Source organism: Enterobacter sp. E12 (assembly GCF_014596715.2).
Taxonomy (GTDB): Bacteria; Pseudomonadota; Gammaproteobacteria; order Enterobacterales; family Enterobacteriaceae; genus Enterobacter; species Enterobacter bugandensis.
In genome coordinates, this window is the sequence record NZ_CP115601.1 from 2822401 (window position 1) to 2835005 (window position 12605).

The window sequence follows — 12605 nt, forward strand, 5'->3', positions numbered from 1 at the left end:
AATTTATTGCTACTTACGGCATCGCGGGCGGCGTAATACCGAAATGATTCCACGCCCGCACCGTCGCCATACGACCACGTGGGGTACGCTGTAAGAAGCCCTGCTGGATCAGATACGGCTCCAGCACATCTTCGATAGTCTCACGCTCTTCGCCAATTGCCGCCGCCAGGTTATCCAGCCCGACCGGCCCGCCAAAGAACTTGTCCAGCACCGCCAGCAGCAGTTTGCGGTCCATATAGTCAAAGCCTTCAGCATCGACGTTCAGCATATCCAGCGCCTGGGCGGCGATCTCGGCGGAAATCGAACCATCGTGCTTCACTTCAGCAAAGTCACGCACGCGGCGCAGCAGGCGGTTGGCAATACGCGGCGTACCGCGGGAACGCTTCGCCACTTCATATGCCCCCTCTTCGCTCATATCCAGCCCCATGTAGCGCGCGCTGCGCCCCACGATATGCTGAAGATCGGGTACCTGATAAAACTCCAGACGCTGAACGATGCCAAAGCGGTCGCGCAGCGGAGAGGTCAACGACCCGGCGCGGGTCGTGGCGCCAATCAGGGTAAACGGCGGCAGATCGATTTTGATGGAGCGCGCGGCCGGGCCTTCGCCGATCATGATATCCAGCTGGTAATCTTCCATCGCCGGATAGAGCACTTCCTCCACCACCGGTGACAGGCGGTGGATCTCATCGATAAACAGCACATCATGCGGTTCAAGGTTGGTCAGCATCGCCGCCAAATCGCCCGCTTTCTCCAGCACCGGGCCGGAGGTGGTACGCAGGTTGACGCCCATTTCATTGGCGACGATATTCGCCAGGGTAGTTTTCCCTAACCCCGGCGGGCCAAAAATCAGCAGGTGATCGAGCGCATCGCCGCGCAGCTTTGCCGCCTGGATGAAAATCTCCATCTGGGAACGTACCTGCGGCTGGCCGATGTACTCATCAAGCAGCTTCGGGCGGATCGCACGATCCACCACGTCTTCTGCCTGAAGGGTGCCTGCCGATACCAGGCGGTCTGCTTCAATCATCCTTTACCTCACAATGCAGCGCGCAGCGCTTCACGAATCAGAGTTTCACTGCTGGCGTCCGGTTTGGCAATTTTGCTCACCATCCGGCTGGCCTCCTGAGGTTTATAGCCCAGCGCCACCAGCGCGGCAACCGCTTCCTGCTCGGCGTCATCATCAGAGGCAGGCGCACCCGGAGCAGTCAGAACCAAATCGGCAGCCGGAGTGAACAGATCGCCGTGCAGACCTTTAAAGCGGTCTTTCATCTCAACAATCAGACGCTCTGCGGTTTTCTTACCAATGCCCGGAAGCTTAACCAGCGCCGCGGGATCTTCACGCTCAACGGCATTCACAAACTGCGGAGCGGACATGCCGGACAAAATCGCCAGCGCCAGCTTAGGCCCCACACCGTTGGTTTTAATCAGCTCGCGAAACAGGGTGCGTTCCTGCTTGTTGTTAAAGCCGTATAGCAGCTGAGCGTCTTCACGCACCACAAACTGGGTAAAGACAATCGCCTCTTTGCCCGCGTCCGGCAGCTCGTAGAAGCAGGTCATCGGCATATGGACTTCATAGCCCACGCCACCCACTTCCAGCAGCACTAACGGGGGTTGTTTTTCAATGATGATGCCTCTGAGTCTGCCTATCACGTGACGCTCCTGCGTTCTGGGAGAAATTAACTGCCGACATAATAAAAAAAGGCTGGATGTTTATCCAGCCTGATTTCTGATTATCGTAACCTGCCTCGCGCCAGATTGAGCCGCGACTCGCTCATTTGCATCGCGTTCTGGCTGACGTGGCAGTGGGTAATCGCAATCGCCAGCGCATCGGCGGCGTCGGCCTGCGGGTTCGCGGGAAGCTTCAGCAGGGTGCGCACCATGTGCTGCACCTGGCTCTTCTCCGCGCTACCGATGCCCACCACCGTCTGCTTAACCTGACGCGCGGCGTATTCGAACACCGGCAGATCCTGGTTCACCGCAGCCACGATGGCCACCCCACGCGCCTGACCGAGCTTAAGCGCCGAATCCGCGTTCTTCGCCATAAAGACCTGCTCAATGGCGAAATAGTCTGGCTGAAACTGGGTGATGATCTCCGATACGCCCGCATAAATAAGCTTGAGGCGCGACGGCAGATCGTCCACTTTGGTGCGAATGCATCCACTGCCGAGGTAGGTTAGCTGGCGTCCCACCTGACGGATAACGCCATACCCGGTGACGCGCGAGCCGGGGTCAATCCCGAGGATAATCGACATCACGCGTCTCCCGTAAATGGTTTACAGGCTCTCATCAGAGAGTCGCTGCAACCTCATCAGAGATTTCACCGTTGTGGTACACTTCCTGCACGTCGTCGCAGTCTTCGAGCATGTCGATCAGACGCAGCAGTTTCGGTGCGGTTTCTGCATCCATATCCGCTTTGGTGGACGGGATCATGGAGACTTCAGCGTTGTCCGCTTTCAGGCCCGCCGCTTCCAGCGCATCGCGCACGGCACCCATCTCTTCCCACGCGGTGTAGACGTCAATGGCACCATCATCGTAGGTCACCACGTCTTCCGCACCCGCTTCCAGCGCCGCTTCCATGATCGCATCTTCGTCGCCTTTCTCGAAAGAGATGACGCCTTTTTTGCTGAACAGGTAAGCTACGGAGCCGTCAGTGCCCAGGTTACCACCGGTTTTGGTGAACGCGTGGCGCACTTCCGCAACGGTACGGTTACGGTTGTCGGACAGGCATTCAACCATCACCGCAGTACCGCCAGGGCCGTAACCTTCATAAATGATGGTTTCCATGTTCGCGTCTTCATCACCGCCCACGCCGCGTGCGATAGCACGGTTCAGGGTGTCACGCGTCATGTTGTTAGACAGCGCTTTATCTACCGCCGCGCGCAGGCGTGGGTTAGAAGCCGGGTCGCCGCCGCCCAGACGCGCTGCTGTCACCAGCTCGCGAATGATTTTGGTAAAGATCTTACCGCGCTTGGCATCCTGTGCCGCTTTACGGTGTTTGGTGTTGGCCCACTTACTATGACCTGCCATAAAAAGTTCTCCAAAAATCGCGCCTTCTCAGGCCGCGTTAATTACAAATTCTTCAATCGCCTGCCGGTTGCTCCACGACTTGGTCAGTGCGGCGGCATCCGCCGCGTTCACCCAGCGGTAGTTCAGGTGTTCGGTAAACACGATCTCCCGCTCATGGGGGAGCGCGAGACAGAACCACGACTCCGTGTTGCGCTCAATGCCCGGCGCATAGCGATGACGTAAATGGCTAAAAATTTCAAACTCCACCGTGCGCTGACAGTCCTTCAGGGTCAGTTGCTCATGAGCAACGTCAATGGTGACCTCTTCCTTTACTTCACGCGCGGCGGCCTGCGGCGCGGTCTCCCCCTCTTCCAGGCTGCCGGTAACCGACTGCCAGAATTCAGGGTCATCGCGCCGCTGCAACATCAGCACCCGCTTCGTGTCTTCTGCATAAATGACCACCAGGACAGAAACGGGAAGCTTATATGCCATATCAGTTTTTCTCTTCCTTCTTCACCACTTCAATGCCCAGCTCGGCCAGCGCTGCCGGGTTGGCAAAGCTTGGCGCTTCGGTCATCAGACACGCTGCGGCAGTGGTTTTCGGGAAGGCGATAACGTCACGAATGTTATCGGTGCCGGTCAGCAGCATGGTCAGACGGTCGAGACCGAAGGCCAGACCCGCATGCGGCGGCGTGCCGTACTTCAGGGCGTCCAGCAGGAAGCCAAACTTCTCGCGCTGCTCCTGCTCGTTAATACCCAGAATGCCGAACACGGTCTGCTGCATTTCACCGCTGTGAATACGCACGGAGCCGCCGCCCACTTCATAGCCGTTGATAACCATGTCATAAGCGTTTGCCACTGCCTCTTCCGGCGCCGCTTTCAGCTCTGCCGCCGTCATCTCTTTTGGCGAGGTGAACGGGTGGTGCATCGCGGTCAGGCCGCCTTCACCGTCGTCTTCAAACATCGGGAAGTCGATAACCCACAGTGGCGCCCATTTGCTTTCATCGGTCAGGTTCAGGTCTTTGCCGAGCTTCAGACGCAGCGCGCCCATCGCATCCGCAACGACTTTCTTGTTGTCTGCGCCGAAGAAGATCATGTCGCCGTCCTGCGCACCGGTGCGCTCAAGGATCGCACCCACGATGTCCGCGTTCAGGAATTTCGCCACCGGGCTGGTGATCCCTTCCAGACCTTTCGCACGCTCGGTCACTTTAATATAGGCCAGACCTTTCGCGCCGTAGATCTTAATAAAGTTGCCGTAGTCATCAATCTGCTTACGGCTCAGCGCCGCGCCGCCCGGTACGCGCAGGGCAGCCACGCGGCCTTTCGGATCGTTAGCCGGTCCCGCGAATACCGCGAACTCAACGGATTTCACCAGGTCAGCCACGTCCACCAGCTCCATCGGGTTACGCAGGTCTGGTTTGTCGGAGCCGTAGCGACGTTCCGCTTCGGCGAAGGTCATGATCGGGAAATCGCCCAGCTCAACGCCCTTCACGTCGTTCCACAGGCTACGCACCAGGGCTTCCATCACTTCACGCACCTGTTCGGCGGTCATGAAGGAAGTTTCCACATCGATCTGGGTAAATTCTGGCTGACGGTCAGCGCGCAGGTCTTCGTCGCGGAAGCACTTAACGATTTGATAATAGCGGTCGAAGCCGGACATCATCAGCAGCTGTTTGAACAGCTGCGGTGACTGCGGCAGCGCGTAGAATTTGCCTTTGTGGACGCGGGATGGCACCAGGTAATCGCGCGCGCCTTCCGGCGTCGCTTTGGTCAGCATCGGGGTTTCAATATCGAGGAAACCGTGGTCATCCATAAAGCGACGCACCAGGCTGGTGATTTTCGCACGGGTTTTCAGGCGCTGTGCCATTTCCGGACGACGCAGATCCAGGTAGCGGTATTTCAGACGCGCTTCTTCAGTGTTGACGTGGTTGGAGTCCAGCGGCAGCGCTTCGGCACGGTTGATGATAACCAGATCGGACGCCAGCACTTCGATAGCGCCCGTCGCCATGTCTGCGTTAACGTTTTTCTCGTCACGCGCACGCACGGTGCCGGTGACCTGAATGCAGAACTCATTACGCAGCTCAGAGGCCAGCTTCAGCGCATCTGCGCGATCCGGGTCGAAGAACACCTGAACGATACCTTCACGGTCGCGCATATCGATGAAGATAAGGCTACCAAGATCACGACGACGGTTGACCCAACCACACAGGGTGACCTGCTGTCCGACGTGGGACTGACGCAGCTGCCCGCAATATTCTGTACGCATGAGATATCCCTTAATTAGCCGCAGGCTAAATGTCGCCTGGTATGCAGGCTACTATGTCGCAGCTTTCTGTATGTCACAACTGGATGAAAAAAGGCGGCTATTATACTGGAAATTCCGCCGGACGATAAGAGCGAACCACCGCCAGACGGTCGTTTGCTGCACTCTTATTGCGCATTCTCACAAAAATTAACAAAATTATCCGACCGATAACAGGTCATCACGTCGTAAGGTGTTACGGAAGTGATTAATTTACCTGGAGTGACGATGTTAACACTTGATGCCCGCAAAACCGCGCTTGTTGTGATTGATTTACAGGAAGGGATCCTGCCCTTCGCCGGTGGCCCACACGCAGCGGATGAAGTCGTCAGCCGCACCGCTCGCCTGGCCGAGAAGTGCCGCGCCAGCGGTGCCCCTGTGGTCATGGTACGCGTCGGCTGGTCCGCTGATTTCGCCGAGGCGTTAAAACAGCCCGTTGATGCCCAGGCGCCCGCACATGCCCTGCCGGAAAACTGGTGGACGTACCCGGTGTCGCTGGGCAAACGCGACAGCGATATCGAAGTAACTAAACGCCAGTGGGGCGCGTTCTACGGGACCGACCTTGAGCTGCAGCTTCGCCGCCGCGGTATCGACACCATTATTCTGTGCGGCATATCCACCAACATCGGCGTGGAATCGACAGCCCGTAACGCCTGGGAGCTGGGCTTTAATCTGGTAATTGCTGAAGATGCCTGCAGCGCGGCTTCCGCGGAACAGCATCAGGGCAGCATGACCCATATCTTCCCGCGCATCGGACGCGTGCGCAGCACGGATGAGATTTTAAGCGCGCTATGATGTACGTGGGCCTGCCCCAGTGGTCGCACCCGAAATGGGTGCGCCTGGGCATTACCAGCCTTGAAGAGTATGCCCGACACTTTAACTGCGTCGAGGGTAACACCACGCTGTATGCGCTGCCCAAAGCCGAGATAGTCGAACGCTGGCGGGAGCAAACAACGGACGATTTCCGTTTCTGCTTTAAGTTTCCGGCGACCATTTCCCACCAGGCCGCGCTGCGCAACTGCGGGGACTTAACGGAAGAATTTTTCACGCGCATGTCGCCGCTGGCGAACCGAATTGGACAATACTGGCTCCAGCTTCCCGCCACGTTTGGCCCGCGCGATTTGCCCGCCCTGTGGCAGTTCCTGGATGCCCTGCCCCGCGAATTCACCTACGGCGTGGAAGTCCGACACCAGGACTTCTTTGCGAAAGGCGAAGCCGAAAAAGCGCTCAACCGGGGCCTGCTGGATCGTTCCGTTAACCGGGTGATCCTCGACAGTCGTCCGGTGCACAGCGCGGTACCGCATAACGAGGCCATCGTTGATGCTCAGCGTAAAAAACCGAAAGTGCCGGTCCACGCCATCGTGACCGCACAGAACCCGATGGTCAGGTTCATCGGCAGCGACAATATGCAGCAAAATCAGGCGATGTTCGCCGTCTGGCTGCAAAAACTCGCGAGCTGGGAGCAAGCCACCACGCCGTACCTCTTTTTGCACACGCCGGATATTGCTCAGGCGCCCGAACTGGTCGATGCTCTGTGGCAGGCCTTGCAGGCCGCGGTGCCGTCCGTGGGCAGCGTCCCTTCCATCCCACAACAATCTTCTCTTTTCTGATATCACCCCCTATCATAGTGAAGTGCCATCTGCCAAAAAACAGGGAGTTAGTATGGTCAGCGCGCTGTATGCGGTGTTAGGTGCGTTACTGCTGATTAAATTTTCATTTGATGTTGTGCGCCTCAGGATGCAGTACCGCGTCTCTTACGGCGACGGCGGTTTCTCCGAACTGCAAAGCGCTATTCGCATTCACGGTAATGCGGTGGAATACATTCCCGTTGCTCTCATCCTGCTGCTGTTTATGGAGATGAATGGCGCGGAAACCTGGATGGTGCATATTTGTGGCCTGATGCTTATTGCTGGCCGGTTAATGCATTATTACGGCTTTCACCACCGTTTATTCCGCTGGCGTCGTTCCGGCATGAGCGCGACCTGGTGTTCGCTTTTGCTGATGGTGCTGGCTAACCTGTGGTATATGCCGTGGGAGTTGGTTTTCTCCCTTCATTAGCGCACAATACGCCACTTTATTTTTCCCGGATTTTTACGTTATGTCAGATCGCGACACGCTTTTTTCCGCGCCTATCGCCAGCCTGGGCGACTGGACCTTCGATGAACGGGTAGCCGAAGTCTTCCCGGATATGATCCAGCGCTCTGTTCCCGGTTATTCCAATATTATCTCTATGATCGGTATGCTGGCTGAGCGCTTCGTTCAACCCGGTACGCAGGTCTATGACCTGGGCTGCTCGCTCGGCGCGGCAACGCTGTCGGTACGTCGTAACATTCATCACGATGGCTGCCGAATCGTTGCCGTCGATAACTCCCCGGCCATGGTGGAACGCTGCCGTCGCCATATTGACGCGTACAAAGCCCCCGTTCCGGTGGACGTGGTGGAAGGCGATATCCGCGAGATCGAGATTAACAACGCCTCGATGGTAGTGCTGAATTTTACCCTGCAGTTCCTGGTGCCTGAAGACCGCCAGCTGCTGCTGGACAAAATTTACCAGGGGCTGAATCCCGGCGGCGCGCTGGTGCTTTCTGAGAAATTCAGCTTTGAGGATGCCAAAGTAGGCGAGCTGCTGTTCAACATGCACCACGATTTCAAACGGGCGAACGGCTACAGCGAGCTGGAGATCAGCCAGAAGCGCAGCATGCTGGAAAACGTGATGCTGACGGACTCCGTGGAAACCCATAAAGCGCGCCTGCACAAAGCCGGTTTTGAGCACAGCGAACTGTGGTTCCAGTGCTTTAACTTTGGCTCTCTGGTGGCGCTTAAAGCCGGGGATGCCGCATGATTGAATTCAGCAACTTTTATCAGCTGATTGCTAAAAACCATCTTTCCCACTGGCTGGAGACCCTGCCGGCGCAGATTGCCGCCTGGCAGCGCGATCAGCAGCACGGCCTGTTAAAGCAGTGGTCAAATGCCGTGGAGTATCTGCCGGAGCTGACGCCGCATCGTCTGGATTTACTGCACAGCGTGACGGCGGAAAGCGCAGAGCCGCTCCCTGCCGGGCAGATCAACCGCATCGAAACGCTGATGCGTAATTTAATGCCGTGGCGCAAAGGGCCGTTCTCGCTGTACGGCGTGAACATCAATACCGAGTGGCGCTCAGACTGGAAGTGGGATCGCGTACTGCCGCACCTTTCCGACCTGACCGGGCGCACCATTCTGGACGTAGGCTGCGGCAGCGGTTACCACATGTGGCGCATGATTGGCGCGGGAGCCCATTTGGCGGTCGGCATCGACCCGATGCAGCTCTTCCTGTGCCAGTTTGAGGCGGTGCGAAAACTGCTCGGCAACGACCAGCGCGCGCATCTGCTGCCGCTGGGCATAGAGCAGCTCCCTGCCCTGAAAGCGTTCGATACCGTCTTCTCGATGGGCGTGCTGTATCATCGTCGTTCCCCGCTTGAACACCTGTGGCAGCTCAAAGACCAGCTGGTCAGCGGCGGCGAGCTGGTGCTGGAAACGCTGGTGATTGAAGGCGATGAGCATGCGGTTCTGGTGCCGGGCGATCGCTACGCGCAGATGCGCAACGTTTACTTCATCCCGTCCGCGCTGGCGCTGAAAAACTGGCTGGAGAAATGCGGATTTGTGGATGTGCGCATTGCCGATGTTTGCGTAACGTCTATCGAAGAGCAGCGCCGCACCGACTGGATGATCACCGAATCGCTGGAGCAGTTCCTCGACCCGGCCGACCACAGCAAAACCGTTGAAGGCTATCCTGCACCGATGCGTGCGGTGTTGATTGCGACCAAGCCGTAGTTTTTCCCTCTCCTCTGTCGGGTGAGGGGATAAAAAAAGGCCCCTGTTGAAATTGCAGGGGCCTGGTACAAGCAAGCATCATATTGGGCGACATGATGCGCGGTAAAAATCGGTACGTTGCTACACGTGATGACGCTCAATCAGCGACTTCATTTCCGCAACCGACTCTCCCTCTACGCCGTAGCGAGAATATTCATCCGCTTCAGCATCCGTCGACATTGACAGCCCTGTATTGCGATAACGCATGGGTGAAGGTATCCATTTCCCCGCAGAGCTGTGAAGCTCTTCCACCCCGGCGTTTAAAAACCGTTCCAGATTGCTGGCACGGACTCCCGCACCCGCCATTATTATTGGAACACCGGAATGTGCTTTTAGTTCCGTAATTAATTGCAGACCTTTTTCCGCCGAAGACTGCTGTCCCGATGTCAGGACGCGCGCCACGCCAAGTTCGGCAAGCGTATCAAATGCTTGCAGGGGATCTTTGCACATATCAAACGCACGATGAAATGTGACGGCCATTCCTTTCGCGGCATCCATTACCAGGCGCATGCGCGGCAAGTCGACGTGACCATCCTCATCAAGCAGGCCGGTAACCAGCCCCGGGAAGCCCAGGTCACGAACCAGCGCGATATCTTCAAGCATGGCACTGAACTCGCCCGCCGTGTAACAAAAATCGCCGCCGCGAGGGCGAATAATCGGGTGGACCGGGATGGTGACGGCCTGGCGGGCAGACTTCAACACGCCGTATGAAGGCGTTAAGCCCCCTTCTTTCGGGGCGGCGCATAGCTCAATACGGTCAGCTCCCATCTGTTGCGCCGTTACGGCACATTCCACGCTGTAACAACAAATCTCCAGCAGCGCCATCTGCTTCTCCTTAAAATCAGCTTAACGCGCCATCATTGCACGCCTCTCGTTTCGTGTCTCAGCGACGAATCACAACTCTCAGGCTTCGCTGGCAACGATCTGCTCAATGGTCCAGGGATGAAATTTCACGGTCACCTGCCCGTCCGTCACGGCCAGCGTCGGGTTAGGCAGACGCTCGCGCTCGCCTTTGGGTGAACTCGTCTTCACAACAATCCCCGGCTTGCTTAACCCGTCGTCTGACAGCAGGGCCAGGGCGCGCGCGTTCAACGTTTCCGGCTCACCCGGCAGGACGATTTCGATATGCTCCCAGCCTTCGTGCGGATAGCGTTTCTCGCCCGGCCACGGCAGTTCAACCACGGTGAACTGCCAGTGCGCCACGTTCAACGGCTCATGCAGTTTGAACAGACAAATGGGGCGTCCATTGATGATGTTCTCAGAAAGCAACTCGCCACACTGTTCAAACCCGCGACGCCAGCGCTCGGCGGTGGCATTCTGGTGGCAGCGCAAGGAAATGTGATCCGCCGCAAGCGGAACGATATCGAGACCAAGACGGGTGGCAAGTTCTGTGAACGCCTTTGTGAAGCGCGGTAAATCTGCGGAAATATCATGCAGTTCGTCAATGGATTGCCAGTTCGCCATAAGTCAGTCTCTTTTCGTGTCGCAAAGCCGCTAATTTACTCCGTTGCCCCGTTTTGACCAACCGCTGAATCCGGCTTTTTATGACTGCATGGTTATGCACGCTTTCTTAGCCTGGATTCTGAGCAATCTTCGGGCCCCGCAATGCTGACGCCAGAAGGCATTTGCAGTATACTCCCGCCCTAAATTCTTTAACTGGCGCGGGCGGTTGTAAGCCCGCATCAAAAACGTAAGGTATCCAGGTGAATATTCAGGCTCTTCTCTCCGAAAAAGTCAGTCAGGCACTGATTGCCGCAGGCGCACCTGCGGATTGCGAACCGCAGGTTCGTCAGTCAGCAAAAGTACAGTTTGGCGACTATCAGGCTAATGGCGTGATGGCAGTGGCTAAAAAACTGGGCATGCCGCCGCGACAGCTCGCTGAGCAGGTACTGACGCATCTGGATCTCTCCGGCATTGCCAGCAAAACCGAAATTGCTGGTCCGGGCTTTATCAATATTTTCCTTGAGCCTGCGTTCCTGGCGAGCCACGTTGACGCGGCGCTGAAGTCTGACCGTCTGGGCGTTTCCCAGCCGGAAGCGCAGACCGTGGTGGTCGACTACTCTGCCCCGAACGTGGCGAAGGAGATGCACGTAGGCCACCTGCGCTCCACCATCATCGGTGACGCCGCGGTACGTACGCTTGAGTTCCTCGGTCACAAGGTGATCCGCGCGAACCACGTGGGCGACTGGGGCACCCAGTTCGGCATGCTGATTGCTTACCTGGAAAAACAGCAGCAGGAAAACGCGGGTGAAATGGCGCTGGCGGACCTGGAAGGGTTCTACCGCGAAGCCAAAAAGCACTATGACGAAGACGAAGCCTTTGCCGAGCGCGCCCGCAGCTACGTGGTGAAGCTGCAGGGCGGGGATCAATACTTCCTCGAGATGTGGCGCAAGCTGGTTGACATCACCATGTCCCAGAACCAGCTTACCTATAACCGTCTGAACGTGACCCTGACCCGCGACGACGTGATGGGTGAAAGCCTGTATAACCCGATGCTGCCAGGCATTGTGGCGGACCTGAAGGCCAAAAACCTGGCGGTGGAGAGCGAAGGCGCAACGGTAGTGTTCCTTGATGAGTACAAAAACAAGGAAGGCGAACCGATGGGCGTGATTATCCAGAAAAAGGATGGCGGCTATCTCTACACCACCACGGACATCGCGTGTGCGAAATACCGTTACGAAACCCTGCACGCCGACCGCGTGCTGTACTACATCGACTCCCGTCAGCACCAGCACCTGATGCAGGCGTGGACTATCGTGCGTAAAGCCGGTTACGTGCCGGACTGCGTGCCGCTGGAACACCACATGTTCGGCATGATGCTGGGTAAAGACGGCAAGCCGTTCAAAACCCGCGCGGGCGGTACCGTGAAGCTTTCCGATCTGCTGGACGAAGCGCTGGAGCGCGCCCGTCGCCTGGTGGCGGAGAAGAACCCGGACATGCCTGCTGACGAACTGGAAAAACTGGCCAACGCCGTCGGTATCGGCGCGGTGAAATACGCGGATCTTTCCAAGAACCGCACCACCGACTACATCTTCGACTGGGACAACATGCTGGCGTTTGAAGGCAACACGGCGCCGTACATGCAGTACGCCTATACCCGCGTGCTCTCCGTGTTCCGCAAGGCGAACATTGATGAAAGCGTGCTGGCGAATGCTACAGTGACCATCACGGAGGATCGTGAAGCACAGCTGGCGGCGCGTCTGCTGCAGTTCGAAGAGACGCTGACGGTTGTCGCGCGTGACGGCACGCCGCACGTGATGTGTGCTTACCTGTACGATCTGGCGGGTCTGTTCTCCGGCTTCTACGAGCACTGCCCTATTCTGTCTGCAGAAAATGAATCGGTGCGTAACAGCCGCCTGAAGCTGGCTCAGCTGACTGCGAAGACTCTGAAGCTGGGTCTGGATACCCTGGGTATCGAAACCGTAGAACGTATGTAAAAAAGAAACCCGGC

Annotated in this window: 14 protein-coding genes; 6 read left to right on the plus strand and 8 right to left on the minus strand. The window is 57.2% G+C overall.

The annotated features are described in order from the left end of the window. Positions 1 to 13: 13 nt before the first annotated feature. The 6 genes from ruvB to aspS all read right to left on the minus strand — a co-directional run bounded on the left by ruvB (position 14) and on the right by aspS (position 5269). Positions 14 to 1024 carry a Holliday junction branch migration DNA helicase RuvB gene (gene ruvB, locus IB212_RS13450; protein ID WP_028013623.1) on the minus strand — a complete coding sequence of 337 codons (1011 nt, stop codon included), beginning with the start codon at positions 1022 to 1024 and terminating at the stop codon, positions 14 to 16. 8 nt (positions 1025 to 1032) lie between these two features. Continuing rightward, positions 1033 to 1647, minus strand: a complete 615-nt coding sequence (gene ruvA, locus IB212_RS13455) for a Holliday junction branch migration protein RuvA (RefSeq protein WP_028013624.1) — start codon at positions 1645 to 1647, stop codon at positions 1033 to 1035. Positions 1648 to 1727: 80 nt separating this feature from the next. Then, the gene (gene ruvC / locus IB212_RS13460) at positions 1728 to 2249 is read right to left on the minus strand and encodes a crossover junction endodeoxyribonuclease RuvC (RefSeq protein ID WP_003859749.1); all 522 of its coding nucleotides are present in this window, start codon (positions 2247 to 2249) and stop codon (positions 1728 to 1730) included. Between the two features lie 34 nt (positions 2250 to 2283). Then, positions 2284 to 3024 carry a YebC/PmpR family DNA-binding transcriptional regulator gene (locus IB212_RS13465; RefSeq protein WP_003859747.1) on the minus strand — a complete coding sequence of 247 codons (741 nt, stop codon included), beginning with the start codon at positions 3022 to 3024 and terminating at the stop codon, positions 2284 to 2286. Between the two features lie 27 nt (positions 3025 to 3051). Further along, positions 3052 to 3495 (minus strand): dihydroneopterin triphosphate diphosphatase, encoded by a 444-nt coding sequence (nudB, locus tag IB212_RS13470; protein ID WP_041909447.1) that lies wholly within the window; start codon positions 3493 to 3495, stop codon positions 3052 to 3054. 1 nt (position 3496) lies between these two features. After that, positions 3497 to 5269 (minus strand): aspartate--tRNA ligase, encoded by a 1773-nt coding sequence (aspS, locus tag IB212_RS13475; protein WP_041909445.1) that lies wholly within the window; start codon positions 5267 to 5269, stop codon positions 3497 to 3499. A gap of 264 nt (positions 5270 to 5533) precedes the next feature. Here aspS and IB212_RS13480 point away from each other — a divergent pair, with 264 nt between their 5' ends. The 5 genes from IB212_RS13480 to cmoB are packed head-to-tail and all read left to right on the plus strand — an operon-like array spanning position 5534 to position 9115. After that, entirely contained in the window at positions 5534 to 6100 is a 567-nt protein-coding gene (locus IB212_RS13480; RefSeq protein WP_041909443.1) for a hydrolase, read from the plus strand. Then, positions 6097 to 6915 (plus strand): DUF72 domain-containing protein, encoded by an 819-nt coding sequence (locus IB212_RS13485; RefSeq protein ID WP_041909441.1) that lies wholly within the window; start codon positions 6097 to 6099, stop codon positions 6913 to 6915. The genes IB212_RS13480 and IB212_RS13485 overlap by 4 nt, the downstream gene beginning before the upstream one ends. Positions 6916 to 6967: 52 nt before the next feature. After that, on the plus strand, positions 6968 to 7363 hold the full coding sequence (locus IB212_RS13490) for an MAPEG family protein (protein WP_028013630.1): 396 nt from the start codon (positions 6968 to 6970) through the stop codon (positions 7361 to 7363). Between the two features lie 40 nt (positions 7364 to 7403). Continuing rightward, the gene (cmoA, locus tag IB212_RS13495; RefSeq protein ID WP_041909439.1) at positions 7404 to 8147 is read left to right on the plus strand and encodes a carboxy-S-adenosyl-L-methionine synthase CmoA; all 744 of its coding nucleotides are present in this window, start codon (positions 7404 to 7406) and stop codon (positions 8145 to 8147) included. Next, positions 8144 to 9115 (plus strand): tRNA 5-methoxyuridine(34)/uridine 5-oxyacetic acid(34) synthase CmoB, encoded by a 972-nt coding sequence (gene cmoB / locus IB212_RS13500; RefSeq protein ID WP_028013632.1) that lies wholly within the window; start codon positions 8144 to 8146, stop codon positions 9113 to 9115. The genes cmoA and cmoB overlap by 4 nt, the downstream gene beginning before the upstream one ends. Positions 9116 to 9235: 120 nt before the next feature. Here cmoB and cutC read toward each other — a convergent pair whose 3' ends face one another. Together cutC and IB212_RS13510 are read right to left on the minus strand one after the other, a co-directional pair. Next, a complete protein-coding gene (gene cutC / locus IB212_RS13505; protein WP_041909437.1) occupies positions 9236 to 9979 on the minus strand; it encodes a copper homeostasis protein CutC in 744 nt (247 codons plus the stop codon). A gap of 78 nt (positions 9980 to 10057) precedes the next feature. Further along, a complete protein-coding gene (locus IB212_RS13510) occupies positions 10058 to 10618 on the minus strand; it encodes a VOC family protein (RefSeq protein WP_047362797.1) in 561 nt (186 codons plus the stop codon). A gap of 239 nt (positions 10619 to 10857) precedes the next feature. On the opposite strand from IB212_RS13510, the gene argS reads away from it, so the two are divergent. Beyond that, a complete protein-coding gene (gene argS, locus IB212_RS13515) occupies positions 10858 to 12591 on the plus strand; it encodes an arginine--tRNA ligase (protein WP_028013635.1) in 1734 nt (577 codons plus the stop codon). Positions 12592 to 12605: the final 14 nt, after the last annotated feature.